This window comes from Streptomyces vastus (assembly GCF_039532825.1).
GTDB classification, from domain to species: Bacteria; Actinomycetota; Actinomycetes; order Streptomycetales; family Streptomycetaceae; genus Streptomyces; species Streptomyces vastus.
In genome coordinates this window covers 232103-258790 of the sequence record NZ_BAAASJ010000099.1, presented here as the reverse complement: position 1 = coordinate 258790, position 26688 = coordinate 232103, and the positions used below count along the sequence as shown (strand labels likewise).

Annotated in this window: 22 protein-coding genes, 2 tRNA genes and 1 pseudogene; 8 read left to right on the top strand and 17 right to left on the bottom strand. The window is 69.2% G+C overall.

All coding sequences use genetic code 11. From position 1 onward, the window contains the following. Window positions 1-83 precede the first annotated feature (83 nt). Window positions 84-174 (bottom strand) — tRNA-Ser (locus ABD357_RS32735). 240 nt (window positions 175-414) lie between these two features. Here ABD357_RS32735 and ABD357_RS32730 point away from each other — a divergent pair. Together ABD357_RS32730 and ABD357_RS32725 are read left to right on the top strand one after the other, a co-directional pair. Then, window positions 415-879 carry an SSI family serine proteinase inhibitor gene (locus ABD357_RS32730; RefSeq protein ID WP_344394644.1) on the top strand — a complete coding sequence of 155 codons (465 nt, stop codon included), beginning with the start codon at window positions 415-417 and terminating at the stop codon, window positions 877-879. A 222-nt stretch (window positions 880-1101) separates the two neighbouring features. Beyond that, window positions 1102-5568 (top strand): hybrid sensor histidine kinase/response regulator, encoded by a 4467-nt coding sequence (locus ABD357_RS32725; RefSeq protein ID WP_344394643.1) that lies wholly within the window; start codon window positions 1102-1104, stop codon window positions 5566-5568. 110 nt (window positions 5569-5678) lie between these two features. On the opposite strand, the gene ABD357_RS32720 is transcribed toward ABD357_RS32725, so the two are convergent. From ABD357_RS32720 to ABD357_RS32690, 7 genes are all read right to left on the bottom strand, one after another. Beyond that, on the bottom strand, window positions 5679-7334 hold the full coding sequence (locus ABD357_RS32720) for a long-chain fatty acid--CoA ligase (protein WP_344394642.1): 1656 nt from the start codon (window positions 7332-7334) through the stop codon (window positions 5679-5681). Between the two features lie 276 nt (window positions 7335-7610). After that, a complete protein-coding gene (locus ABD357_RS32715) occupies window positions 7611-8165 on the bottom strand; it encodes a SigE family RNA polymerase sigma factor (RefSeq protein ID WP_344394641.1) in 555 nt (184 codons plus the stop codon). A 250-nt stretch (window positions 8166-8415) separates the two neighbouring features. Then, the gene (locus ABD357_RS32710) at window positions 8416-9588 is read right to left on the bottom strand and encodes a lipid-transfer protein (RefSeq protein ID WP_344394639.1); all 1173 of its coding nucleotides are present in this window, start codon (window positions 9586-9588) and stop codon (window positions 8416-8418) included. Further along, the gene (locus ABD357_RS32705; protein ID WP_344394638.1) at window positions 9585-10040 is read right to left on the bottom strand and encodes a MaoC family dehydratase; all 456 of its coding nucleotides are present in this window, start codon (window positions 10038-10040) and stop codon (window positions 9585-9587) included. Before ABD357_RS32705 ends, ABD357_RS32710 begins: the two co-directional genes overlap by 4 nt. Continuing rightward, entirely contained in the window at window positions 10037-11131 is a 1095-nt protein-coding gene (locus ABD357_RS32700) for an acyl-CoA dehydrogenase family protein (RefSeq protein ID WP_344394637.1), read from the bottom strand. Before ABD357_RS32700 ends, ABD357_RS32705 begins: the two co-directional genes overlap by 4 nt. 1 nt (window position 11132) lies before the next feature. Further along, window positions 11133-12116, bottom strand: a complete 984-nt coding sequence (locus ABD357_RS32695; RefSeq protein WP_344394636.1) for a bifunctional MaoC family dehydratase N-terminal/OB-fold nucleic acid binding domain-containing protein — start codon at window positions 12114-12116, stop codon at window positions 11133-11135. Continuing rightward, a complete protein-coding gene (locus tag ABD357_RS32690) occupies window positions 12113-13276 on the bottom strand; it encodes an acyl-CoA dehydrogenase family protein (RefSeq protein WP_344394635.1) in 1164 nt (387 codons plus the stop codon). The genes ABD357_RS32695 and ABD357_RS32690 overlap by 4 nt, the downstream gene beginning before the upstream one ends. Window positions 13277-13445: 169 nt before the next feature. On the opposite strand from ABD357_RS32690, the gene ABD357_RS32685 reads away from it, so the two are divergent. After that, a complete protein-coding gene (locus ABD357_RS32685) occupies window positions 13446-14315 on the top strand; it encodes a bifunctional DNA primase/polymerase (RefSeq protein ID WP_344394634.1) in 870 nt (289 codons plus the stop codon). Between the two features lie 91 nt (window positions 14316-14406). Here the strand turns inward: ABD357_RS32685 and ABD357_RS32680 are convergent. The 6 genes from ABD357_RS32680 to ABD357_RS32655 form a co-directional block, all read right to left on the bottom strand. Continuing rightward, window positions 14407-14493: transfer RNA gene (locus ABD357_RS32680), tRNA-Ser, on the bottom strand. A gap of 428 nt (window positions 14494-14921) precedes the next feature. Continuing rightward, window positions 14922-15305: a DUF5994 family protein gene (locus ABD357_RS32675; RefSeq protein WP_425585101.1), complete on the bottom strand. Its 384-nt coding sequence runs from the start codon at window positions 15303-15305 to the stop codon at window positions 14922-14924. A 216-nt stretch (window positions 15306-15521) separates the two neighbouring features. After that, entirely contained in the window at window positions 15522-15782 is a 261-nt protein-coding gene (locus tag ABD357_RS32670; protein ID WP_344394633.1) for a hypothetical protein, read from the bottom strand. Between the two features lie 781 nt (window positions 15783-16563). Then, complete coding sequence (locus ABD357_RS32665) at window positions 16564-17709, bottom strand: HTTM domain-containing protein (RefSeq protein ID WP_344394632.1); 1146 nt, start codon at window positions 17707-17709, stop codon at window positions 16564-16566. After that, window positions 17699-18475, bottom strand: coding sequence for a DUF5819 family protein (locus tag ABD357_RS32660; protein ID WP_425585099.1), 777 nt, complete (start codon window positions 18473-18475; stop codon window positions 17699-17701). The genes ABD357_RS32665 and ABD357_RS32660 overlap by 11 nt, the downstream gene beginning before the upstream one ends. 91 nt (window positions 18476-18566) lie before the next feature. Next, entirely contained in the window at window positions 18567-19652 is a 1086-nt protein-coding gene (locus ABD357_RS32655) for an ice-binding family protein (RefSeq protein WP_344394631.1), read from the bottom strand. A 496-nt stretch (window positions 19653-20148) separates the two neighbouring features. Here ABD357_RS32655 and ABD357_RS32650 point away from each other — a divergent pair, with 496 nt between their 5' ends. The 3 genes from ABD357_RS32650 (at window position 20149) to ABD357_RS32640 (ending at window position 21673) form a co-directional block, all read left to right on the top strand. Then, on the top strand, window positions 20149-20508 hold the full coding sequence (locus tag ABD357_RS32650; RefSeq protein ID WP_344394630.1) for a transposase: 360 nt from the start codon (window positions 20149-20151) through the stop codon (window positions 20506-20508). Window positions 20509-20529: 21 nt separating this feature from the next. After that, complete coding sequence (locus tag ABD357_RS32645; protein WP_344394710.1) at window positions 20530-20892, top strand: acyl-CoA dehydrogenase family protein; 363 nt, start codon at window positions 20530-20532, stop codon at window positions 20890-20892. A 247-nt stretch (window positions 20893-21139) separates the two neighbouring features. Continuing rightward, window positions 21140-21673, top strand: a complete 534-nt coding sequence (locus ABD357_RS32640) for an NUDIX hydrolase (RefSeq protein ID WP_344394629.1) — start codon at window positions 21140-21142, stop codon at window positions 21671-21673. Here ABD357_RS32640 and ABD357_RS32635 read toward each other — a convergent pair. Together ABD357_RS32635 and ABD357_RS32630 are read right to left on the bottom strand one after the other, a co-directional pair. Next, window positions 21651-21925: pseudogene (locus ABD357_RS32635) on the bottom strand (hypothetical protein); the annotation flags it as partial. The gene ABD357_RS32640 and the pseudogene ABD357_RS32635 overlap by 23 nt on opposite strands. Window positions 21926-23233: 1308 nt before the next feature. Further along, entirely contained in the window at window positions 23234-24685 is a 1452-nt protein-coding gene (locus ABD357_RS32630) for a S1C family serine protease (protein WP_344394628.1), read from the bottom strand. Window positions 24686-25014: 329 nt separating this feature from the next. Between ABD357_RS32630 and ABD357_RS32625 the strand changes: the two genes are divergently transcribed. Continuing rightward, window positions 25015-25827: a glycerophosphodiester phosphodiesterase gene (locus ABD357_RS32625; protein WP_344394627.1), complete on the top strand. Its 813-nt coding sequence runs from the start codon at window positions 25015-25017 to the stop codon at window positions 25825-25827. 102 nt (window positions 25828-25929) lie between these two features. Here ABD357_RS32625 and ABD357_RS32620 read toward each other — a convergent pair whose 3' ends face one another. Continuing rightward, window positions 25930-26055, bottom strand: coding sequence for a hypothetical protein (locus ABD357_RS32620; RefSeq protein ID WP_268979219.1), 126 nt, complete (start codon window positions 26053-26055; stop codon window positions 25930-25932). Between ABD357_RS32620 and ABD357_RS32615 the strand changes: the two genes are divergently transcribed. Further along, a complete protein-coding gene (locus ABD357_RS32615) occupies window positions 26012-26563 on the top strand; it encodes an ATP-binding protein (protein ID WP_344394626.1) in 552 nt (183 codons plus the stop codon). The genes ABD357_RS32620 and ABD357_RS32615 overlap by 44 nt on opposite strands. Window positions 26564-26688 lie beyond the last annotated feature (125 nt).

Below are 26688 nucleotides of genomic sequence, written 5' to 3'. Positions count from 1 at the left end.
ATGACCTGCGGAAACAGCCTTCGAAGGGTCGATGAACGACCGAAGCCCCGGCCAGTCGTGACCAGGGCTTCAGGATCATGAGGCGGAGGCGGAGGGATTTGAACCCTCGATGGGATTGAAGTCCCAAACCGCATTAGCAGTGCGGCGCCATAGACCGGACTAGGCGACGCCTCCAGCACAGCCTCCCGCGCGAGCGCGAGTGGTGCGTGCAGATGATGACACAGCCCAGCGGGGTGTCACCAATCGCCCCCTACGGTACTAGGCGGAAAGGGCGAAGGGCAAAGGCGTAACGCGGCGCAACGTCGCGGGGCGGGCAGCGTTAAAGGGATGGGGCCTGTGCCCCGGACCAGCGATTCGACCACAGAACCGACCACAGCCCGATCATCCCGCCCCCCCCACCCCGTGGAGCCCCCCATGTTCCGCCGTCTCGCCCTCACAGCAGCCGCCTCCGCCGCCGCCTCCCTCGCCGTGCTCGCAGCGGCGCCCCCGGCCGCGTACGCCGAACCGCTTCCCCCCGCGTCGCTTCCACAGATGCCGCCGCCGGCTCCCGACAGCGACCGCCTCACGGTGACGGTCAGCGACGCGGGGGACGGGCTGGACGGGACGTACGAGCTGGAGTGTCATCCGGAGGGCGGCAGTCATCCCGACGCCGGGGGCGCCTGCGAGCGGCTGGACAGACGGATGGGCTGGGGTGAGGACCCGTTCGCGCCTGTCGAGCCCGAGGGGATGTGCACGATGCAGTACGGCGGTCCGGCCACCGCTCGCGTCACGGGTACGTGGGCCGGGCGGCCCGTCGACGCCACGTACGAGCGCGGTGACGGGTGTGAGATCGCGCGGTGGGACGCCATGGTGCCCGTACTTCCGGGGCTCGGTTCCTGAGTGGCCCCCGGCCTGCTGAAGGGGGAGGGCCGCGGACGAGGGCTAAGGACGAGGTCACAGCTTCTGCGTCTTCTCTACGTCTCTTCTGCGTGCGACCTCCCTCTCATCCGGCGTCGCGAGCGCAACCTCTGCCCGTAGACTCCCTCGCGTGACACGTCGCGGACCGGTTGGCAAGATGGCCTCCGCGGTCGGCAAGGTGCGGTAACAGGGAGGAAGCGTCTCGTGAGCAGCAGGCCATCCCGAGGCGCTGCTCGCCTCGCAGCCATACTGGACGCGCTTCCTGATGCGTTGGTGCTGGTCAACGCCAATGGGACCGTCGTCAACGCCAACACCATCGCCCTGGAGACCTTCGAGGCCCCGGGCACGGCTCTGGTCGGGCGCGGACTGCTCGACCTGCTGCCCGAGTTCGACTCGCGGCTGATCCCCGGGTCGATGCGCCGGCCCGACAGCATCGATCCGCGCGGCCGGACCAAGCCGCGGCGGATGATGGCCCGGCGCACCGACAGCAGCGAGTTTCCGGTCGAGGTCACGAGCGCGAATCTGGAGAACGGCCAGCAGGCGTACGACAGTTCCGGCTACACCAGCGATGAGCTGCTGATGCTTGTCGTACGCGACCTCTCCGGCACCGTCGACACCGAGGCTGAACTCGCGCGTTCGCAGCGGCAGACGGAGATGATTCTGCGGGCCGCCGCCGAGGGCGTGGTGGGGACCGACACGGAGGGGCGGGTCGTCCTCGTCAATCCGGCCGCCGCGCAGATTCTCGGCTTCAGGGCCAGCGACCTTGGCGGGCAGGAACTGCATCCGCTGACGCTGCACTCGCGCGCCGACGGCACCCCCTTCCCGTACGAGGAGTCGCCGCTCGCCGACACTCTCCGCTCGGGGCGCAAGCACCGGGTGCGGGGACAGGTGCTGTGGTCCAAGAGCGGCGACCAGGTTCCCGTCGACCTGACGACCGCGCCCGTGCGGGACGGGGACCAGCTCGTCGGCGCCGTGATGACCTTCACCGACCGGCGGGCGTACGACGCACTTGTCGAGGAGAAGGACGCGGCTGCCCTGCGGCATCAGGAGGAGCTCGCGCGGGTTGCCGAGGAGCATGCCGCGGCGCTGAACGCGCTCCGGGACCAGCACGGCAAGGAGCTCGCCGGGCTGCGCGAGACGCATGAGGAGGAGCTGGCCGCGGGCGACGACCGGTACGCGGCGCTCGCCGAGCGGGAGAAAGACCGGTACGAGGCGCTGGCCGCGCGGCACGAGCAGTTGCTAGCCGTGCTCGGGCAGTCCCTGCGCGGCCCGCTCGACCAGCTGCGCGGCGACCTGTCCGCCCTCGCCGCCGACGATGCCGGACAGCTGTGGCCCGAGGCCAACCAGGTACTGCACCACCTTGCGGCCGGCTACTCCCGGATCACCACCCTCATCGACAATGTGCTCGGTTACCAGCGGCTCGACGCCGGGGCCGAGAACGTCGTACGGACAAAGGTCATGCTCGACGCGGTCGTCGCGGCCGGTGTCGACGGAGCCGTCGAGCTGATCGGGCCCGGGCGGGTGCAGTTCGCCGTGCACGCGCCGCCCATCGAGGCCGAGGTCGACCCCCAGCGGCTCGCGACCGCGCTCGCGCACCTCGTCGCGGACGTCGCTGGCGTCGACTCGACGGGCAACGCGCCGGTCTCGGCCGGTGGCTACATGGACAACACGGTCGTCGTGGCGGCGGCCCAGCGCGGCGAGGTCGTACGGATCGAGGTGCGGGGGCCGTATGCCGGGGGAGACCCGGTGCACGAGCCGATCGTGCGCGGGATCGTGCGGGCGCACGGTGGAGTGCTGCAGACGCACGAGGTGCCGGGGATGAGCGGCAGTGCGTTTGTGCTGGAGGTGCCCATCGGGGGTGGGGCCGGGGCGGTTTCCGCTCAGGCTCCGGCGCCGGACCTTGGTGCGGATGTGGCTGCGGGCTCGGGCGCCTCGGCGGAGGGTGGGCCTGGTTCCGCGCTTGCGTTGCCCGAACAGGTTCCCCAGGTCCCCGCTCAGGCGGGTGGCGGGCGACGGCGGGCTCGGCGTGCCTCGGTGGACGCCTTCCTGGAGAGTGATGTCACGCCCTCGGCCGAGATCGGGGCAGGGACGGGAACGACGGGAACGGAGACCGGGGCGGCCGCGCCCACCGGGCGGCGGCGCAGGCGGGCCGCGGCGAATGAATCGCAGATGGCGCAGGTGCCCGTTCCTGCGCAGGGCACCGGTGAGGGTTCCCAGGTGTCCGGTGGGACCGGGCGGCGGCGGGGGCGGCCGAGTCCCGCGGAAAGCGGCGGCGGAGTTGCCGAGGGTGCGGTCGTGACGGCAGCCGAGCATGCCGCGGGTGCCGCGGCTACCGGGCTCGGGCCGACGGTGCCTCCGCAGGGCGTGCCCGCGCCAGAGGGGCAGCGTGCGCGCCAGGTCGGCGGTGAACGGCAGGCGCTGCCTGCAGCGCTGCCGTCGGGCCATGGCAGTGACGGAGCCGGCCGACCGACCGGGCGGCGTCGGCGTGCGCTGGCCGCGGCGGCCGAACGCCAGGCCGCTCAGGAGGCCGGACCGCGCTCGGTGTTCGCGCTGCCGCCGGCGGAGGCGGACCGCGGGCCTGGGTACGCCGTTCAGCAGCCGCCCCACGGGCAGACAGGGCAGGTGCAGGTCGGTCACGGGCAGACCGGTCAGCAGCAGGCCGGACAGGTGCAGGCCGGACAGATCGGGCACGGGCAGATCGGGCACGGGCAGGCCGGACAGCAGCAGGCCGGACAGCAGCAGGCCGACGATGGGCGTCATGATGCGGCCCTGCACGATCCTGCCGAGGACCACACTCCGCCACAGCCGCATCCGGTGTCGGCTCCTACCGGGCGGCGGCGTGCCCGACAGGGGGACGCCATGGGGGCGGGGCAAGGTGTTCCCGGGCAGATGGCGCCCGCACAGGCGGTGGCTCAAGGGGCTCCCGCACAACTCACTCCCGCTCAGGGGGTTCCCGCGCAAGGTGATGCTTCCGCCCAGGGCTTTCCCGGACATGCCGTCGCCGCGCAAGGCGTTCCGGAGCAGGGAGCTCCTGGCCAGAGCGTCACCGCTCCGGGGGCTGCCGGGCAGGGCACGCCTCAGCCGGTGGTCCCGGCACAGGGCGTACCTCCGCAGGGAATTCCCGCGGAGGCCGCTGCCGCGACCACGCCTGCGGGCGGTGTCCCCGCTGCGGGTACGTCGTCTCAGGGCACCGCCGTCGCGCAGAACTCCCAGCCTCAGCCGCAACCCCAGCCCATGTCAGCCCCGAGCCCTCAGTCCCAGTCACAGCCCTGGCCGGGCTCGGGCGAAGCCCCGGCGCCCCAGGCCGCAGCCCCCGCCGCCCAGGCCCCGGCCCCGGCCCCGGCCGAAGCGGACGCACCTCGCACGGCCCAGCCGCTCCCCGCCGAAGCCCCACCCCCCGCAGCGCCCGCTGCCGCCGCGCCCCCCGTGGACCCCAACTCCACCCAGGGCCGCGCCTTCAGCGTCCGTACCCTCGGGCAGGGCGTCCCGTTCGGTCGCCGTATGAGCGACGCCCAGCAGCCCCAGCCGAACCAGCCCACGCCCTTGGTGGCTCCCCAGCCGCAGGCTCAGCCTCAGCGGCAACCCCAGGCGCAGTCCCAGCCTCAAGTCCCGACGCCGCCCCCTCACGCGACCAACGGCTCCGGCCGCCGCCGCAAGCTCGGCACCCGTAACGAAGCCCTCCCCGAGCCCGCCCCCGTGCCCGAATCCGTCGGCGAGCACCCCGAGACGGCGGCTCGCCCGCACCCGCAGCCGACTGCGGCGCCCCAGCCCCAACCGAACGCGCCCGCACCCGAGCCCCGGCCGGCCGACGCCACCGAGGGCCCCGGCCGCTCGTACGCCATAGGAGCCCCGGACGAGAACGCCGACGAAGGTCCCGAGCCGCTCGACGGCCCCGGCGGCGCGGTCGAGGTCGCGAACCAGCCCCTGCTGCAGCCGATGGACGACGAGCTGCCCCCGGAGCCCCTGGACAACCCGCGCCGGCTGCTGGTCTGGCCCGCGCCGGACGTCGGTACGCAGCAGGCGCTGAGCGACCGCGGTTACCGGCCGGTGATCGTGCACTCGCGCGAGGAGGTGGACGCGCAGATCGCCGCGTTCCCGGCCGCGCTGTTCGTCGACCCGCTGACCGGGCCCATCACGCGTACGGCGCTCCAGTCGCTGCGTACGGCCGCCGTCGCCGCCGAGGTTCCGGTGCTCGTAACGGCGGGACTCGGGCAGGCGACGCGCGAGGCGGCCTACGGCGCCGATCCTGCCGTACTCCTGAAGGCGCTGGCGCCCCGTGACAGCGAGCAGCACCCACCGCGTGTGCTGCTCATCGAGGAGCATGCGGAGATCGCGCTGGCGCTGACCTCGGCGCTGGAGCGGCGCGGGATGCAGGTCGCCAGGGCCTCGTCCGACTCGGACGCTGTCACCCTGGCCGCGCAGATGCGGCCGAACCTCGTGGTGATGGACCTGATGCAGGTACGCCGCCGTCGTGCCGGAATCGTCGACTGGCTGCGCGCGAACGGCCAGTTGAACCGCACCCCGCTCGTCGTCTACACCGCCGCCGTCGACCAGTCCGAACTCCCGCGCCTGGCCGCGGGGGAGACGGTCCTGTTCCTCGCCGAACGCTCGACGAGCGCCGAGGTGCAGAGCAGGATCGTGGAACTGCTGGCGCGGATCGGCACGAACTGATCGGTTTCGCATATGTGAGTCGGGGCGCTGTTTCACGTGAAACAGCGCCCCGACTCACATACCGACCAACTCACATACCGGCGCCCAAAGCGTCAGATCTCTCAGATCCGTCAGATCTGCGTGATGTCCAGATCGCCCGCGGCGTACTGCCTGCGCAGCACCTTCTTGTCGAACTTGCCAACGCTGGTCTTCGGCACCGCCTCGATGACCGTCCAGCGTTCGGGGAGCTGCCACTTGGCGATTCTGCCCTCGTCGGCGAGGAAGGCGCGCAAGGTGTTGAAGTCGGCGGTGGCGCCCTCCTTGAGGACGACGGTGGCCAGCGGGCGTTCGCCCCACTTCTCGTCGGGGACAGCAACTACGGCGGCCTCGGCGACGTCGGGGTGGGACATGAGCGCGTTCTCCAGCTCCACCGACGAGATCCACTCCCCTCCCGACTTGATGACGTCCTTGGCGCGATCGGTGAGGGTCAGGAAGCCGTCGGGGCTGATGGTGCCGACGTCACCGGTCTTGAGCCAGCCGTCCTCACTGAACTTGTCGGCAGGGCGCAGGGGTTCCGTGGCGCCATGGCCGCCGTAGTACGCGCCCGCGATCCATGGACCGCGTACCTCCAGCTCGCCAGCGGACTCGCCGTCCCAGGGCAGCCGCTCGCCGCCGGGGCCGGTCAGCCGGGCCTCGACGCTCGCGGGGAAACGGCCCTGCGTGAGGCGGTACCTGAACTCCTCGTCCGTACCGACCACATGGGCCGGCGGCCGGGCGATCGTGCCGAGCGGGGAGGTCTCCGTCATGCCCCAGGCGTGGCAGACCCGCATGCCCAGCTCGTCGAAGGCCTTCATGAGCGAGGGCGGGCAGGCGGAGCCGCCGATGGTGACCTGCGTCAGCGAACTCACGTCCCGCGGCTTGGCCTTGAGCTCCCCGAGCAACCCCTGCCAGATGGTGGGGACGGCGGCGGCGTGCGTCGGCTTCTCGCTCTCGATCATCTCGGCGAGCGGGCCCGGCTGGAGAAAACGGTCCGGCATCAGCATGTTCACACCGGTCATGAACGTCGCGTGCGGCACCCCCCAGGCGTTCACATGGAACTGCGGGACCACGACGAGGGACGTGTCCTGGTCGGTGAGGCCCATGGACTGCGTCATGTTGATCTGCATGGAATGCAGATAGACGGAACGGTGGGAGAAGACGACCCCCTTGGGGTCACCCGTCGTCCCGGAGGTGTAGCACATGGCCGCGCCCCGGCGTTCGTCCAGGTCCGGCCAGTCGTACGTCTCCGGCTTGTCGGCGATCAGTTCCTCGTACTCGTGCACCTGGACCGACGCCCCGTCCAGCAGCGAACGGTCTCCGGAACCCGAGACGATCACATGCTCGACCGACTTCAGATGCGGCAGCAGCGGCGCGAGCAGCGGCAACAGCGAACCGTTGGCGATCACCACGCGGTCGGCGGCGTGGTTCACGATCCAGGCCAGCTGCTCCGGGGGCAAACGGAGATTGAGCGTGTGCAGCACCGCACCCATGGAGGGGATCGCGAAGTACGCCTCGACGTGCTCGGCGTTGTTCCACATCAAGGTGCCGGTGGGCTGTCCCTCTTCGACTCCGAGCTCCCGCAGGGCGTGCGCCAGCCTGGCGGCCCGCGCCCCGATCTCGGCGAAGGAACGCCGGTGCGGTTCCCCCTCGCCGGTCCACGTGATCACCTGCGATGAACCGTGGATGGTCGACCCGTGGGTCAGGATCCTCGAGATCAGCAGCGGTACGTCCTGCATCGTGCTCTGCACGGCGTCCTCCCGGGGCGACGTTGCCTGCGCGGTGGCGTGAAAGGTTTGGGGCTGATTGTGCGCACATACCGCGCGGTATGTCACTAGTAACGGGATGATCGATCACCTGGGTGTGCAGGGCTTCCTTGGCCAGGCAGGGCTTTGTGAGGCCGACCGAGCGCCATTCAGCCCGTCGTGGCGGAGAAGCCGAGAGCAGGGTGAGTTCGAGGACGAGGCCGTCAGGCAAATACGGGGGGCCAGGGGCCGAGCTAGCTCCCGGCAACGACGCCGCACCCGTCAGCGAACAGGTTCCAGCTCCGGGTCCTCACGCAACTTGCCGAGCGCACGCGACACAGCCGACTTGACCGTGCCGACCGAGACGCCGAGCACCTCAGCCGTCTGGGCCTCGCTCAGGTCCTCGTAGTACCGCAGGACGACCATCGCCCGCTGCCGCGCCGGCAACCTCATGATCGCGCGCCACATCGCGTCGTGAAGCGCCTGCTGCTCCGCCGGATCCCCGGCCGGCGGAGCCTGCGGCTCCGGCAGCTCCTCGCACGCGAACTCGTCGACCTTCCGCTTCCGCCACTGCGACGTCCGCGTGTTCAGCAGCGCCCGGCGGACGTAACCATCGAGCGCCCGATGGTCCTCGATCCGCTCCCACGCGACATATGTCTTCGTCAGCGCGGTCTGCAACAGATCCTCGGCGTCGCTGGGGTTCGCGGTCAGCGAGCGCGCGGTACGCAGCAGCACGGGCTGGCGGGCCTTCACGTACGACGCGAACGACGGGTATGCGAGAGTCCCCGCCCTTGGCGTAGCGGCGTTCGAAGCGCTGGTGCAGACGGGTGTGGTCATGGCTCCACGCTAGGATCGCCCCCTACTCGAGCGGATCGGCCGGAGGTCCTGAAGCCTTGTCCGCCTCAGGTTGTAGGAGTAGCGCTACCTCCACCTCCTGGAGGTGGACGTGACAGCCCACACCCCTGAGGGTCCACCCCTGAGAGACCCCTCCCACAGGAGTAGTACGGGGCGCCGCGCGGTTCCGTAGGAGTACGAATGGCTCAGGGACTCGGCAGTGCGGAGTAGCCCCGCGGGAATCGCCCCGCTTTCAACCTCCGTCATCCGCCCCCAGGATCAGCCCGGACGTAGGAACCCCCGTGCCCGCCGTGACCAGCACCCGGCGGGCCTCGGATATCTGGTTCACGGACGTGCCACGCAGCTGCCGTACGGCCTCCGCCACGCCATTCATCCCGTGCAGGTACGCCTCCCCGAGCTGTCCCCCGTGTGTGTTCAGCGGCAGTCGCTCCTCAGCGACGAAGTCCGCCGCCTCACCCGGCTTGCAGAACCCGAACTCCTCCAGCTGCATCAGCACGAACGGTGTGAAGTGGTCGTACAGAATCCCTACATCCATCTCGGCCGCCGTCAGCCCGGACGTACGCCACAACTGCCGCGCCACCACCCCCATCTCCGGCAGCCCCGTCAGATCGTCCCGGTAGAAGCTGGTCATCTGCTCCTGTCTCCGGCCGGCGCCCTGGGCCGCCGCCGTGATCACCGCAGGCGGATGCGGCAGGTCTCGCGCCCGCTCCACGGAGGTGACGACCAGGGCCTGTCCGCCGTCGGTCTCCTGGCAGCAGTCCAGCAACCGCAGCGGCTCGACGATCCAGCGCGAGGCGGCATGGTCGGCGAGCGTGATCGGTCTGCCGTGGAAGTACGCCGCCGGATTGGTCGCTGCGTACTTCCTGTCCACGACCGCGACCTGCCCGAACGCCTCTGACGTCAGCCCATACGTGTACAGATAGCGCTGCGCCGCCATCGCCACCCAGGAGGCAGGTGTGAGCAGCCCGAACGGCAGGCCCCAGCCGAGCGCCGCACCCTCGGCCGACGGCTCCCGCCGCTGCACCCCGGACCCGAATCTCCGCCCCGACCGCTCATTGAACGCCCGGTAGCAGACCACGACTTCGGCCACCCCCGTCGCCACCGCGAGCGCGGCCTGCTGCACGGTCGCGCAGGCCGCCCCGCCGCCGTAGTGGATCCGTGAGAAGAAGGACAGCTCCCCCATACCGGCGGCTTGGGCAACCGTGATCTCCGGGCTGGTGTCCATCGTGAACGTCACCATCCCGTCCACATCGGCCGCCGTGAGCCCCGCGTCGTCGAGCGCGGCGCGCACCGCCTCCACCGCCAGCCGCAGCTCACTGCGCCCCGAGTCCTTGGAGAACTCGGTGGCCCCGATCCCCACGACCGCTGCCCGTCCGCCGAGCGCGTCCCTCGTCCGTACGCTCATGACCGGCCCACTCCGTCCGTGCCGCCCGGGACCGTCACGGTCACCGTCCCTGTGACGTGTTTGCCGATGCCGTTGTCCCCGACCACCCTCACCGTGACCGTCTTGCTCGCAGCGGCATCGCCCTCGACCTCCGCGACCTCCGCGACCGTGCCGGTCAACACCATCGTGTCTCCGGGGTAGTTGGGCGCCCCCAGTCTGATCGCCACTTTGCGGAGGACGGCCGTGGGACCGAAGTGGTCCGTGATGTAGCGGCCGACCAGACCATTGGTCGTCAGGATGTTCATGAAGACGTCCGGCGAGCCCTTCTGCCGTGCGAGCTCCGCGTCGTGGTGCACGTCCTGGTAGTCGCGCGAGGCGATGGCCCCGGCGACGATGAGTGTGCGGGTGATCTCGATCTCCAGGGGCGGCAGCTCATCGCCGACACAGACCATCTGCCCGTCACCGGCGCTCATGCCTCCATCGCCCCCTTCCCCTCTCCCTCGCCCTCTCCGTGCACGATCAACTCCCCCAGCTCCTGAAGCAGTTCGCTCCCGCATCCCAGATACGCGTCCAGCTGCCGCCCCCACAGAAAGTGCCGGTGCACAGGATGGTCGAGGTCGGCCCCCATGCCGCCGTGCAGATGCTGGCCCGTGTGCACCACGCGCTGCCCCGCCTCCGAGGCCCACCACGCGGCGGTCAGCGCATGACTGGCGTACTCCAGCCCCTCGTCACGTCGCCAGGCCGCCTCGTACGCCGTGACCCGTATCGCCTCCGTGTCCATGTACGCATCCGCTGCCCGGAGTTGGACCCCCTGCTTGGCCGCCAGCGGCCGCCCGAACTGCTCGCGGGTGTTGGTGTACTCCACTGCCCGAGTCAGCGAACCCGCGCACACCCCGGCCTGCAGCCCCGCGAAGGCGGTACGCGCGGTGGCGAGCACGTCGTCGTACGGCCTGCCCTTGTTCGCCCCGTCCCGGCGCACCCCGCTCTCGTACACCCCCTCGCCGAGCCGCTCCGCCGGCGTGCCGTCCAGCGTCAGCCGCCCCGCAGACCAGGGCGCCGTCAGCTCGACGGGAGTGCACTCCGCGTCTGTGCTCCGCACCAGCCACAGTCGGCGCTTGTCGTCCACGACCAGAACGTGGGTGGCGTCGCGGAGCCACGGCACTGCGGCGACGGTGCCGCTCAACTCCCCGGGCCTTTCCTCCCGTACAGCCGCTGCGCGCAGCGCCCCGCTCACCACCGCTGTCCCGTCCCCGATGGCCGGCAGCAGCCGCTCCCGCTGCTCCGCCGAACCATGTGCCGACACCGCCAACAGCCCGTACACACAGCTCGCCGCGAACGGCACCTGGGCCGTCGTCCGCCCCTGTTCCTCCAACAGGAGCACCAGCCCGAGGAGCCCTGTCTCCTCCACGGCGGCCACGAGCCCGGCCTCGCACAGCGCCTTCCACAGCTCGGCGTCACTGCCCGTCCTGGCGGCGGCGAGCCGCTCGGGCGTGGACAGGTCGCCGAAGATCCGCGCGGCCAGCTCACGGGCCGCCGCCTGCTCCTGTGTGGGTGTGAAGTCCATGTCAGCCCCCACTCCCCTCGACGGCTCCGACAGCACGGAAGACCGGCAGCTCCAACTCCTCGTCCACCCGCTCGTATTCGAGGCGTACCGGCATCCCGATCCGCACCTCGTCGTGCGGCACTCCCACCACGTTGCTGATCATCCGCACGCCCTCGGCGAGTTCGATCAGCCCGACCGCATGGGGAGGATCGAAGGCCGGGAAGGGCGGGTGGTGCATCACGACGTACGAGTACACGATCCCCCCGCCGCTCGCCTCGACCGTGTCCCACTCCAGTGACCCGCACGCGTTGCACCCCGGCAGCCAGGGAAAGCGCAGGGTCTTGCACGCGTCGCAGCGCTGGATCAGCAGCCGGTGCCGGGCCACGCCCTCCCAGAAACCGGCGTTGTCACGGTTGACCACAGGACGGGGACGCCGGGGCCGTGACGCCGTCGAGGCCTCCGAAGCCGCCGCCTCGGTTGCCGGTGACGCATCTTCCGCAGCCCTTGCTTTCCGGGTCGCAGGTGCGTACTTGAAGATCCGGAAGCGATGTGTCCCCGCCGGCTGACTCCCTGCCCGTACATCCATCCGCGTCGTGACGAAATACCCCGTGCCCAGCTTGGTCGTCTTCCGCGCGGAGACCGATTCGACCACCGAGTCGAAGGTGATCTCGTCTCCCGGCCGCAGCGGGCGCAGATACTCCTGCTCGCAGTCGGTGGCGACCACGGAGGTGTACCCGGCGCCGTCGAGCAGCCCGAGCAGTTCGTCGTACGCCTTCGACCGGCCCTTGTGCCCGGACAGTCCCCCCATGGTCCACGCCTGGAGCATGGTCGGCGGAGCTATGGCGTTCGGCCCCGCATACGCCGGATTTCTGTCTCCCGTCGCCTCGCACCAGTGCCGGATCATCGGCTCGTTGACCGGGTCCTTGCCCACGCCCGCTACCGCTGCCGCCCGTCCCTCGTACGCCTTCAGCCGTGCGTCGAGGTCCCCGCCGGACTCCTCGCTCACCGCCGCCCCCTCGTCATCCCGAGCCGCATCGTCGCCACGATCTCCCGCTGCACCTCGCTCACCCCGCCCCCGAACGTGTTGATCTGCGCCGCTCTGTTCATCCGCTCCAGCTCGCCGTCCCCGAACACACCCGGCGAACCCGAGCGGATCAGCCCGTCCGCTCCCACAATTTCCTGACACATTCGATACACCGCGACCGTCGATTCGGTTCCCGCGAATTTCACGCCGCTCGCATCGCCGGGCGCCAGCCGACCGGCCCCGACGTCCCCCACCAAACGCCAGTTGAGCAGGCGCGATGCCGCCAGCCGGGCATGCGCCTCGGCCAGTCTCGATCGCACCCACGGCTCGTCAACCCTGCGCCGCCCGGTCACCGGATCGGGCGTACGGGCAGCGGTCAGCGCGGCGGCATAGAAGTCCTCGGCCTGCATGCCGATCGCCGCGAGCGCGACCCGCTCGTGATTGAGCTGGTTGGTGATGAGACCCCAGCCGCCGTTCTCCTCGCCGACGAGATTGCCCGCCGGAACGCGGATCCCGTCGTAGTACGTGGCCGTCGTGGTCAGCCCGCCCACCGTCTCGATCGGCGTCCATGAGAAACCGGGGGCGTCGGTGGGCACGAGCAGGATCGAGATGCCCTGATGCCTGGGCGCGTCCGGGTCTGTGCGGCAGGCAAGCCAGATCCAGTCGGCGTTCTGCGCGTTGGAGGTGAAGATCTTCTGCCCGTCGACGATCCAGTCCCCGCCGTCGCGCACGGCGCGCGTCCGCAGCGAGGCGAGGTCGGTCCCGGCCGACGGCTCCGAGTACCCGATCGCGAACACGAGGTCCCCGCGCAGAATCCGGGGCAGGAAGAAGTCCGTCTGCTCCTCGGTCCCGTACTTCATCAGCGTCGGTCCGACCGTGTTCAGCGTGACCATGGAGACGGGTGCGCCCGCCCTGTAGGCCTCGTCGAAGAACACGAACTGCTCATCGGCGCCGCGCCCCTGACCTCCGTACGCCACCGGCCAACCCAGCCCCAGCCAGCCGTCGATACCGATGCGCCGCAGAAGCGCCCGCTGCCGACCCGAATCGGTGGCGCGCGGCGGCCCGTCAGGCATCAGGTCCCGGAAGTACGTACGGAGTTCGGCGCGCAGCCGTCGCTGGCGCTCGGTGGGGGCGAGGTGCACGACGACGGCCCTCCCGGACCTCGTACGAACAAGGATTTCTGACTGTCCGTCAGATTCTGGGGACTGTCAAGGTCACCGGAAACACCCCGTTCGAAACCGAGGCACAACCGCCTCCACGAAGCCGCCCCCTCCTCTTCCTTTTTTCGAACACTCGTACGAACATGGAGTCATGGCCACCATCGACCGGCAGGCCACGACGCTGGCCCTTGCACACGCGCTGTCAGCCGCCGAACGCGGACTGGCCGTCATCCCGCTGTCCCGAACCAAGCTCCCGGCGCTGCGCTCCCCGCACCGCGACGACCCGACAGCGCCGCCCTGCCACGGGGAGTGCGGTCACTTCGGGCACGGTGTGTACGACGCCTCGACCGAACCGGAACGCATTCGCGAGCTCTTCGCCGCCGCCCCCTGGGCCACCGGCTACGGCATCGCCTGCGGTCTGGAGCCACACCACCTCATCGGCATCGACCTCGACACCAAATCGGGCACCGACTCCTCGGCGGCGCTGCGCGAACTCGCCCTGCGCCACCTGTTCACGATCCCGGAGACGGTCGTCGTCATGACCCCCAGCGGCGGCCGCCACCTGTGGCTGTCCGGCCCACCCGACGTCGTCGTCCCCAACTCGGCGGGCCGCCTCGCCCCCGGCATCGACATCCGCGGCGCCGGCGGCTACCTCGTCGGCCCCGGCTCGCGCTCCGCGCACGGCGTCTACAGCACGGCTCCGGGTACCTCCCACCTGGCGCCCGCACCCTGCCCACGCGCCCTCCTGCGCCTGCTCACGCCCCCGCCCAGGACCCACCACCCCACACCCTCCTCAGCAGGCGGGCACGGCCAGGGCCTGGTCCAGTTCGTCGCCGCCGCCCATGAGGGCCAACGCAACACCCGCCTCTTCTGGGCGGCCTGCCGGGCATACGAGAACGGTATCGGCGACGAACTCGTCGAACCGCTGGTGGACGCGGCGCTCCAGGTGGGCCTTTCGGAGCGGGAGGCAAGGTCGACGGTGGGGTCGGCCCGGCGGCTGGTGGGTGGCCGACAAGGGTGAGGGAGGGGCGGGGGCTCCCGAGGGTGCACGCAGAAGGGGTGTCTCTGAGTGAGAGACACCCCTTCTGGCCAGCACCTACGCTGAGCTGCGGCGGTGGGTGTGGGATTTGAACCCACGGTGACATCGCTGCCACGACGGTTTTCAAGACCGTTCCCTTAGGCCGCTCGGGCAACCCACCTCTGCCCCGCCCACCTGGGGCGGAGCATGTACAGCCTACCGGCCCCGGGTGTCTCGCCGGGGGCCGTGGTCCACACGGGGTCCACGGGCTCTGTTTCCGCTGCCCAGGGCGTCCCGCCGACGTGTGGAAGTCTAGGGCTGTGCCAGCAGGAAAAGGGCTTCCACTGGTGCCGCGTCCATACCCACCCCATGGCTCTGTACAGCACGAGCGCAGTCGAGCAGGGCAAGGCCCCAACCATCGGTGTATCGACGGTCACCACACTGACTACCAGGCTTAATCTCTACTTTTTAGGCACCTGTGAGTGACCGTCACGCGGTATTCAGGAACCTGTGCCCGATGATCCGTCGGGCTGCCGTGGAGGGCTTGTTCCGCCGCCATGAGCTCGCTCGCGGTCATCGGCGGGCCGGAGCCGTCGCTCGCGGCGGCCATCAGCCGGGCGGCTGCCGGGGGCTGACCTCCGGCGGTATCACCAGCAGGTCCCACCGGCCGGCGGTGTAGGACAGCAGCATGATCTTGTACGGGTCCAGCTCCCGCGCGAACCAACCGACCTTCACCACATGACCGTTGACGGGCACCTTGCGCGGGATGACCGGCCAGTACTGAGGGTTGACGGCGATCCGGGTGATCCGTCCCCACAGAGGATCCAGCACGTCGGCCAGAGCTGAGAGTTCGCCTGGCAGGTCCCGGGAGCGGGGCCACCAGGCGCCGTCCAGACCCCGTCGGGACGTACTCATGGGCTTCAGCGCGAGGCGGGTGCTCGGAACCCTGAAGGGCACCATCCGCAGCGGGGCAAGGTCGGTGGTCGCGGACATCGCGCGAACCCGTCTCCAGACCGCTGCCACAGGCTCGGCCCGGTGTCGTCACTCGCCGAGAACGACACCGACATGGCGATCGGTGTGCGAAATACTCTCGATGCCTCCACGCTACTCCGCTGGGACGCCGAACGGGCTCCGGTGAGGCGCGGGTTGTGAACACTGCCCTGCACACCTCTGATGAGGGGCCATGCCGACCTTTATGACGAGAACGCTTCAGACCTCGTCCGTCTGCTCGCGGTCATCCTCCGAGGACTGACTGGTCACCAACCAGGACCGGGCCGACTCCGCCGGGCGGGTGGTGTCCACGGTGAAGTGGAGACGGGTCCCACCCTCGCTGCCCTCCGGACAGCTGCGCTGCTCGACGGAGGCGAAGCAACGACGGAGAACCTCCGCAACCGTACGGGAGACTTCGGGGGACGCGGCCACGATGCGTACTTCGGCGTGCCCGGCAGAGGGGACTTCCAGTGGCTCCATGGTGACCTCGTTCTTCAAAACGACGTGACGAGGGGCATAAGTCCGTCGCGCCACACTCCACCGTCTCCAGCGAGAAGGAAGCCCTACATCATTGGCCGTCCCCGTCCCCGTCCCCGTCCCCGTCGCGGGGTTCGCGGTGAGTGGTGCCGCCGGGCGATCCTGCAGGCCCCGCCGACTGCCGGGTCCTCCGGCTTCGTCGGCCGATCCACGGCAGGGCTCACCGTTGTGGAATGCCGCGATCCGCTGATCGTGCCTGCCTTTCAAGCCAACGCCATCAACCCGGACGCCACCCGGGACGGATGAGCCGTCCCTGGGCGACCACGCCCGTCTCGCGGCCGGACTCGTTACGCCGTGTCGTTGAGGCGGTCCATCACCTCGTACAGCTGCTGCGAGGTCAGCGGGTTGGTGGGGAGCGGGTGGGCTGCTTCGGTGCGCAGGCCAGCGAGTGTGCAGGCGACGCCGCGGCGCCAGGCGTCGGGGGCGGTGTCCTTGGCGGCGGGAGCGTTCGCAGACGTGCATCAAGCGTGAGGCGTCCGGGTAGCGGTCGGCGACCACGTCGGCGATCGCGGGGTCGGTGGCCTGCAGTTCGCAGACCGTCTCGATGTAGTACGCAAATTCCAGGCGTCCTCATACGCCAAGGCCTGCTCTCGACGCCCACACAGACTGAGCCACCTGGCCGCCGCCCACAGGCTGGGCGACCAGATGCACGAACGGCTGCTGCGAGCCCACCTCGGCGAGGGCGAGATCGTCGACGACCCCGACACGCTGGTACGGCCCGGCCTCAGCCGGCCGGTTCGCTCTGCGCAGGCACCAGTGCACGGGGTGGCCTGGGCACATCCGCCGTTTTTCCGGAACCCACCCCCCGAGCGGTGCGCCGCCACAGCCGTCCCAGAGCCCGGTAGAAGCGGTCCGGAAGGAAAACCGCGTCCGCGATGATCATCGCACCGGAGAACAGGGGCAGTCCCATGAGTACCGCGATACCCAGGTGCATGCCCAACAGCATGATCAGGACCGGGTACTTGAGCCGCCCGAACAGGACGAACGGGAAGGCGACCTGCAACAGCACCGTCAGGTAGCAGGCGATGGCGATCAGTAGGTCGTGCTCGTCCGCCATGAGGGAGAGTCCGGGCCAGGGCCGGAACAGGTCGAGGTTCAGGGCGTAGTGGAGAGCGGTCCCGTTGCCCCAGGACCCGCCCTGCACTTTGTACAGGCCCGCGGACCCGTACACGAAGCAGACCTGGGCAGCAATGACGAGCATCCCGCAGTTGTGCAGCACGGCGGTCAGCGTCCGCCGGGAAGCGCGGAGGTGATGCCGGAGCCCGCCCGCCTTCCCGCCCACCGGCAGGTGGTGGGACTTGGCCTTGGCCGCCGTAGCAGCCGCGGATGCGCGAAGCCAGGTTCTGCGCGCGTCCAGGGAACAGCGACGGCCGCACGCGGTGAAGACGAGATAGACGGCCATGAGGAGGATGAGGTTGTCTCCTCCGTCGGTCATGAAGATCGCCCTGCCGTGGAACGACACGACCACGACCGCGAACAGCACGGACACCGCTCTGGTCCGCCAGCCGAGGGCGAACAGTGCCGATACGCAGACGGCCAGTGCGTAACAGGCCTCGAAGTAGGCTCGATCGTCGGACAGGGTGAGGATGCTGACCCATCCCGTCTGGTCGAACAGTTGTCTCGCCAGCTCCGGCGTCCACGGTGATCCCGGACCCCAGATCTCGTCGCGGTGCGGAAACTCGCGCAACAGGAAGACGAGGTAGACAAGCCCGTATCCGATGCGCAGGACCGCCGCGGCATACAGGGAGACAGGCCGTTCGGTCAGGACACCGAGGCCCGCATGCCTCCGGTCGGGTGCGCGGTGCGGCGCGCCCGCCGCCGCCCTCTCGGCTGCACGCGGGTGCGGTGCGGGTACCTGCTCAGTTTCCATGGGAGTCCACCTTCACCTTCCACCAGGGCAGATACCGCGTTTCGGCACGTCTGGGCGCGGCTGCGGCCGGGGCCGGGCCGCCCGCCGGCGCGGGCGCGGCGATGGGCAGGGTGACCACCCGTAGCTGGATGGCCTCGAAGTTCCCGCCACGGTGGGCGGCGACGCGCTTCGAGGCGATGTTGGTCAGATATTGCTGCGTCATCAGCGCCCGCTGCGAGCGCGGCTGGTCGTCACCACCGTGGGTTTCGAGGTAGGAACTCCAGGCCCGTCGCAGCATGTTCTGTGCCGTATGGCTCGGGAAGGGATTGTGCTTCACCGCGGAGTTGTCCACGGCGGTCAGATCGAACCAGCCGCTCACCCGCGTGGCGCCGTCCGGGGCAGTGTGCATGGTCCTCACCGAAATCTGTCGGTTGACCGACTCCGGATCCGGGGCGAAGAGTCGCCAGTTCTGCTCGAACAGCGGGTGGACCCATGCATCGACTTGCCGGCTGTATTGCTGGGAGAGCGAGTTCGTGGGCGTCACGTGCAGAAACACCAGGAGCACATGGACCAGGGCCGTCGCCAGGCAGAGGGCCGCGGCAGTACTCGTCAGCGCTTGCAGGAGGATCGGCACAGGCTCCGATTGTTCCGGGGACTGTTCCATGGATTCCTGCTTGAATTCGTCCGCGGGTCTGCCCGCAGATTCGTTCGTCGATTCGTCCGTACCCGTCGACACAACGCCATCCAGCACGGCCCCACCCGGCCTTTCGATCCCGGCTTCTCTCACTGCTTCTCCTGAAGCTGTCGTCGGCGGCGCGCGACGGAATCGACACCGATCCGCCGCGCGCCGCCCGTCCCCTCAGGGACGCACGCAGGACTCAGCTACGAGCGCTGTCGTAGCCGTCGTCTTTACGGGGCTCGTCGTCGTACCCGCCGTCATCGCCGTGCTCTTCGGGCTTTCCGTCGTGGTCGTGGCCGTACGGCTTCCCGTGGTCGTAGCCGTCCGGCTTCCCGTGGTCGTGGTCACCGGGGACGCCGCCATCGACGCCGCCGATGAGGCCGCCCAGGAGGCCGCCGTCAGTCGCGCCCGTGATGCCACCGTCAGTCGCGCCCGTGATGCCACCGTCAGTCGCGCCCGTGATGCCACCGTCAGTCGCGCCCGTGATGCCACCGTCAGTCGCGCCCGTGATGCCGCCGTCAGTCGCGCCCGTGGTGCCGCCGTCAGTTCCGGCAGTGGTGGCTCCCGTGGTGCCACCAGTGGTCGCGGTTCCGCACGACCCCAGGTCGATGTCGTTGGTGTCCATCGTCACGGAAGCGTTCCGCGCCAGGGCCCGCCCATTGATGTCCGCGTCGGTGTTAAGCGTGATCGACGTCAGGGCCATGATGGTGCCGACGAAGTCAGTGCCGGTTCCAAGAGTGGCGGAGCTTCCGACCTGCCAAAAGACGTTGCACGGTGAAGCACCGTTGATGAGGTTGACGTTGCTGTCGGACGCGGTCGTCAGCGTCGAACCGATCTGGAACACCCACACAGCATTGGGGTCGCCCTCGGCGTCCAGCGTGAGGTCGCCTGTGAGTTGGGCGGAGCTGTCGAATTTGTAGACACCGGGAGTCAGCGTGAGGCCACCGAGGTCCTGCCCGGTGAGGTTGTCGTTCGGGGCCTGGCCCGCAGCATCGTTGTACGCAGCTGTCAGATCGGCCTGAGCTTGGGCGGCGTGGGCGTCACCCTGATGGATCGTGCCCAGCACCGTACCGGGAGGGAACCCGATGACAGTCGAACCGGGACTGACTCCCAGATTTCCGGAGACTACAGACGGCCCGGTGTTGGTGACCGACTGCCCTCCCAGCACGCCGTAGGTCACCGCGTTCTCTCCGAGGTCAACCGGTGTAGCGGCGTGCGCGCGTGTCTGCGTCAGCGCGAGGACGACGGCGGTGACCACCACGGCCGTCACTGCCGCGATCCACACCGAAATTGTGCGCCGTACAGGCGCGTCAGGGATATTTAGCGTCATCGAGGGGCCAACTCCTTTGAGGAAATGATCTCGGTGATTCTCGGCCGCGCGGAATCTCCAGATTCTGCGGTTGACATATTACGCAGATAAGAAATCCATTTACGGCTTCCGCGAGCCGGTTTCACTGAAATGGAAGAACTCTGGACACGGTCTGTACAAATGATTAATGGGCCGAATGGTACTGTTATCAATACGGCCCGATGGCAGGCCGACGGCCCTCGGGGCGCAGTCTTTCCCGCAGGCCCGAGCGGCTTTGGGCGGGGGCGGTGTGGTGGCGGGGATTCGACGGACCACTCCCGGGCTGGCGGCAACCCGACCGCCTCCTGGGGATCGCAGGAGGCAGGTAGGCCGAGCAGGAACCCGCCCCCTGTGACCGGACGGCCTATTTCCACTCCTGGCTGCATGCGGAAGAACTCGGCTCCGCAGCAGTCGTCAGCGGAGGGGGCGCCGCATGATGCGCCAGGGCCCTCGCGCCGCGACGAAGGCCACAGCGGCCACACAAGGACGATCGGTCATCGCGGACAAGGCCTACAGCTCTCGAGGCTTCCGCAGCTACCTACGCAAACGCGGTATCGCGCACACCATCCCGGAGAAGACCGACCAGCGACGTCACCGGCACAACTGGGGGCACCGCGGCGGGCGGCCGCCGGCGTTCGACCGGGACATCTACCGGCAACGCAACATAGTCGAGCGCTGCTTCAACCGACTAAAAAGCTTCCGAGGCATCGCCACCAGATACGAGAAGACCGCTGTCTCCTACGAAGCGGCGGTCACACTCGCGTCATTCCTGCTCTGGGCAAGATCCGTTTGAAGACGGACCCCAGGAGAGACCATCGCCTACACCCGGGACCGGTTCGTCTTCGGACGGCCTCCGTCCTCCCTCCAGGCCACCCGCTTTGCCTTGGCCGAGCTCGCGACCGAAACCGAGATCGCCCAGAGCTTCACCGACCGTTGTGTCGGCGAACTGGCAGCTGGCCGGCTGACGGACACCGAGGCGGCCATGGCCAAATGGTGGGTGACCGAACGCCAGCAGCGTCTCGTCTCTCGCTGCCTGCAACTGCACGGCGACTACGGTTTCATGACGGAATACCAGATCGCCAAGGACTTCGACTTCGTCGACACCCGCACGAGCACCCTGTTCGCCGGCACCACGGAGATCATGAAAGAGATCATCGGCAAGTCCCTCCTGCGCTGACAGGCCCGACCACCTACGGCCACAGAACTGAGGCCGCTCCCGCCTCGCTGCACTGGGCGTCGCTGCCGGGTCCGCATCGCGTCAGCACTGGGTCAGCTTGTCAGCACCCATCGAGTAGCTGGACGGCGTAGCCGACCGAGTGGACCACTGGCCACCATCTCGTCGACCTGACGTTAAATCGACCGAACCGGCGTCCGCTCCTCAACCTGTCTGAGATCCTCGAGTCCGATCGAGAGGGTCCGCAGGTATGGAGTGGAAGACCCACGGTGAGCGACAGATCTACACCAACAAGTGGGTGAATCTGTGTCTGGTCGACGTCCAGCAGCCTGACGGACGCAGGTGGGAGTACCACGTCGTTCGTCTCCGGCACCTGGCCGTGGCCGCCGTGGTCAACGACCGCCAAGAGGTCCTGATGATGTGGCGGCACCGCTTCATTACGGACTCGTGGGCCTGGGAGCTGCCCATGGGCCTGGTCGAGGAGGGTGAATCCCCGGAAGAGGCGGCGGCCCGCGAAGTCCTGGAGGAGACGGGCTGGCGCCCTGGCCCCATCAAGCCTCTCATCTACGCCGAGCCGGCCAATGGCATCACCGACTCCCAGCACCACGTCTTCCGCGTGGATGGCGCGACCTACGCCGGTCCGCCCACGGAGAAGAACGAGTCCGACCGCATCGAGTGGATCCCCCTCGCGGAGGTGCGGGGAATGATCGACCGCCACGAGATCGTGAGCAGTGGATCGCTCGTCGGTCTCCTGTACCTGCTCATGGATGAAGCGATCCGCTGACCGGTGGGAGACGTTCCCGTAGCCTCGCCTCGAAAGCCAGGGCTACGGGCTCTTGTCTGTGCGGGGCCAACTGGTCATAGAACTCCCTGAGATGGCCTGACACTCGCTCGGAGGCCACCGCCGACGCGGTTCCAGGGCTTGTGTGGCGGTGTGGCACGCCTGGTCAAGCTTGCCCTGGTCAAGCCTCGTACGGGCGAGCCAGAACGCGTGAAACGCACGGCCGCGCTGGTTGGTGCGGTCCTCCCGCCGTAAGGTGGTCCGGTCGTGGAAGCCCTGATCAGGACCCCGGTGCCGATGGTACCGGGGCGGTCGGCGTGCTCGGATGCGGGTGCGCGGCTGCAACCACGGCTTCCTGTTGTCGAGTTAGAGAGGATCACTGTTGCGGTTCGGCCAGCGGAAGCCCAGTTCTGACCTGAGCCACCGAAAGTCAGCCACGACGGCGGGACCGCCGAACGAGCACCCGTAACGTGTGTCTCCAGCAACCCCGTACCGGCCTCAGCCACGTTTCTTCCATGCGTCACGGACTGCAACTCGATCCGGCCTGGGCGTTGCCGACGTGGCATGCCAACTGGGCTCGGGCTGCGGCTATACGGGCCATGCGGCGTTGAACGGTGGGCGGTTGGGTGGCGCGGTCTCGCTTGCTGGGCGTCGGCCTGGTCCTGGTGCTGGGAGCGGCCGGGTTTCTTCCTGGTCTAGACCGTATGGAGAACCGGCGCCTCGCTCGCAAGTTGGCGCGGGTTGCCGCCACTCTGAGTGGCGGTAGAGCCGCAATTGCGAGCGCGAGGAGGACCCGCGGCACAGCTATGAGCAGCCCCGCCGGACACCGCGCGGCCACGCTCGACCCTAGACCCGCGGAACACTCCCGACGCACAACCGGTCATGCGGTACCCAACCCGCGCATATCAGCCTGACCGCGCGTCGAGCCGACACGCCTCACCACACGCCCTCTCCCACCGGCCCAACAGCACGAAGACCAGGCCCGGCACCTGAGTGTCGAGCCGGACACCGCACGTCCCTTGACACCCAAGCCCTCCATATCAGCTGTCCGCCTTGGCGGTGTTGCGCGCTGAGCGGCGGCGGCCACGGGCCGCCAGCGCGCGCGGCCCGTAGGCGGGCCGCCTTGATCCAGTTAAAGAAACTCTGAACAGCTCCGCTGCGCTGAGCCCCTGGCCGGCCGCGCTGCCATGCGCTGTCCCCGTCTTCCCACCAGGGCCAGACCCGGCCTTGGGGGCATCTTCGTTCCACGCAGATCCGACGCGACAAGCTCACCCAGTGGCAGCGGGCAGCTCGCTGAGCTGAGCGTGGAGCTGACCTGCCAATTCTCTCCGAGTTGTGGTCCACGTCTGGTCCACGCGCCCTGATCCACGACGCGACAAGGCCGGATCAAGGTGAGACAGCCCAATGTCTATAACCTGCGGAGGTGGTGGGTTCCGCACTCATGGTGACGCTTTCACGTCACACGTTTTCAAGACCGTTCCCTTAGGCCGCTCGGGCAACCCACCCCGCGCCGACCAGAGATCGGCGCGGGATCAAGACTAACGGGTCAGCCGGCGTGGCGGGTCAGCTGTCGCCCTCCCGTTCGCCGAGGGTGACCTCGGTCGTGTTGGTCTTGCCGTCGCGGGTGTACGTGAGCGTGACGGTGTCGCCGGGCTGGTGGGTCCAGATCTCGCCGATCAGGGCGGGGCCGCTGTCGATCGCCGTGTCGTCGATCTTGGTGATGACGTCGCCCGGCTGGAGACCGGCCTTGTCGGCGGGGCCGCCCTGCTCGACCGCGTCCGCCCCACCGGCGCCCTCCTCGGTGATCCTCGCGCCTCCGGTGCCCTCCTCGAGGGAGACCGAGGCGCCGATCACCGGGTAGACCGGCTGGCCGGTCCTGATCAGCTGCTGGGCGACGTTCCTCGCCTGGTTGATCGGGATCGCGAAGCCCAGGCCGATGGAGCCGGACTGACCGGTGCCGCCCAGGCCGTTGCTCGCGGACTGGATGGCCGAGTTGATGCCGATCACAGAGCCGTTCGCGTCCAGGAGGGGACCGCCGGAGTTGCCCGGGTTGATCGAGGCGTCGGTCTGCAGGGCGCTCATGTACGAGGCCTTGCCGCTGGAGCTGCCGTCACTGGAGGCCACCGGGCGGTTCTTGGCGCTGATGATGCCCGTGGTCACCGTGTTGGACAGACCGAAGGGCGCGCCGATCGCGATCGTGGAGTCGCCGACGGCCACCTTCTCGGAGTTGCCGATCGGCAGCGGCTTCAGGTCCGCGGGCGCGTCGTTGAGCTTGATGACCGCTACGTCGTAGCCCTGTGCGTTGCCGACCACCTCGGCGTCGTACTTCTTGCCGTTGGGGAAGGTCGCGGAGAGCTTGCCGCCGTCCACCGCCTCCGCCACCACGTGGTTGTTGGTGAGGATGTGGCCCTGCTTGTCGAAGACGAAGCCGGTGCCCGTGCCGCCCTCGCCGCTGCCGCTCTCCGACTCGATGGTGACGGTGCTGGGCAGCGCTTGGTTGGCGATCGCCGCTACCGTGCCCGCGTCGCGCTTGAAGTCACCGCCGCTCTGCGATGCGGACACCGTGGTCGAGCCCGTGGAGGAGTCGTTGCTGTCGGCCGCCCAATAGCCGATGCCGCCGCCCACGCCGCCCGCGACGAGCGCGGCCACCAGGACCGCGGCGATCAGGCCGCCACGGCCGCCGCCGGACTTGGGCGCGGGCTGCTGGTACGTGGATCCCCAGCCGGCTCCCGAGCCGCCGTTCGCATACGCGGGCGTGGCCGACGGAGGCGGAGGGGGCCAGGCGCCCGGCTCCGCACCTGGGGCGGCACTCGTGCCGTCGGGCGCTCCGGAGGGCACAGGCGGCAGCACGGCCGTCGGATCGCCCTCCTGAGATTCCGGATGGGACCCGGGTCGCGGCGGAACTCCGTGCTCCGGATGCGTGGAAGCAGCGGGAGCGTCCACCGGCACAGGAGGGGCAGACGGGGCGGGGGGTACCGCGTTGCCCTCGTTGTTGCCCTCGTTCTCGGTGCTCACAGCTCTTCCTCTCGATCCACTGCTGCTTTTTCCGGTCGCGCTCGGTCTCGCTCACTCATACGTGCTCATACGGGAACGTGATCCGTCGCGATTCAGCTGTGCAGGTACTTGCTTGTATGCCGTCAGCTTTTCCCACAGGACGTCAGGGCGCCATAAGCGGTGCCTGTGGGTCCGGGACCTTCCTTTGTACCTGAGAGCCCGGACTTCCTTCCCTTATATGGGACCAGTCCGACATAACCACCGCAGCTCCTGGGCCGCCGCCCTTAGTGCGTACCCACGCGCGTGGGCAGCATGACGCAGCCACGCGCGCGCGGTGGCACCATGACGCGGTGACCCACGCACGACAGCACCTGATTCAGGTGGTCGCCCATCGCGGCGCCTCCGAAGAAGCCCCTGAGCACACCCTGGCCGCGTACGAGAAGGCGATCGAGGACGGGGCCGACGCCCTGGAGTGCGATGTACGGCTGACCGCGGACGGCCATCTCGTCTGTGTGCACGACCGCCGCGTCAATCGCACCTCCAACGGCCGCGGCGCCGTCTCCGCCCTTGAGCTCGCCGACCTCGCCGCCCTGGACTTCGGCTCCTGGAAGAACCGGGACGAGGCGCCCGACTGGGAGCAGCAGCGGCCGCCGTCCTGGGAGCAGCAGTCCGTCCTGACGCTCGAGCGCCTCCTTGAGCTCGTCGCCGACGCCGACCGCCCCGTGGAACTGGCCATCGAGACGAAACACCCCACGCGCTGGGCGGGCCAGGTCGAGGAGCGTCTGCTGTACCTCTTGAAGCGCTTCGGCCTGGACGCCCCGGCCTCCGCCGCCGAATCGCCCGTACGCGTCATGAGCTTCTCGGCGCGCTCGCTGCACCGCGTACGGGCGGCCTCCCCGACACTGCCGACGGTCTACCTGCTCCAGTTCCTCTCGCCCCGGCTGCGCGACGGACGCCTGCCCGTGGGTGTCCGGATCGCGGGCCCGTCCATGCGGATCGTGCGCAACCACCCGCCGTACATCGAGCGCCTGAAGCGGGCCGGGCACCAAGTTCACGTATGGACCGTGAACGAACCCGAAGACGTCGATCTCTGCGTCGAACTGGGTGTCGACGCCATCATCACCAACCGCCCGCGCGCGGTACTGCGCCAGCTGGGCCGCTGACCTGCGAGGTCCTCGGGCCTCGGCCAGACCGTCGAAATCCGGCCACGCCATTACGGGGAGTGCTCCGGCGCGTTCGGTCCGTGTTCGAGGGTTACGAGTGCGTCACTGCATGTGCATTGGCCGGTTTCCGGTCCAGTCCAGGGGGGCATCCACACCGTGGCGTGGGGCGAAGGAGGTCTCGGGGGTGGCGTTGGTGGTGGCACAGGAGGTGCCCACGTCGTCGAGCATGGCCGTACCCCATGGCCCTGCGGGCGTGGGGGAAGCAAGACAGCGGATGCGCGATCAGTTGCGCACCGGTGGCGTGGCGGAAGCGGTCATCGACGATGCCGTACTGATCCTTTCCGAACTGTTGAGCAACGCGTGCCGGCACGGCCGGCCGCTGGGCGACGCGCTGGCGGGGGACGGGGATGTCCGGGCCGCATGGCGGGTGGACCCGGGCGGACGGCTGACCGTCGAGGTGACGGACGGCGGTGGTCCGACCCGCCCGGTTCCGGCCACGCCCTCGGTCACCGCACACGGCGGCCGCGGGCTGAACATCATCACCGCGCTGGCCGACGACTGGGGCGTCAGGGACGACGTCCATGGCGAGGTAACGGTGTGGGTGGTCGTCCAGAAGGACGCACATGACGCACACACGGAGCGCCGGCGCAACGACTTCGCGGCGCGCATCACGGCTCCGGCGGTGTCCGCGATACCCGACCTGGACTTCGGGGACGCATTCGACGACTTGGACTGAGGCGCTGGTCTGGCCGAAGCTCCGGTTGGACTGAAACACCGGTTACGGGACGACTCGACAGGGTGGCAGGTTGTCCACAGGTTCCCGTCGGTCCTCGTACGAGCGGCTAGGCTCGCGCCCGTACG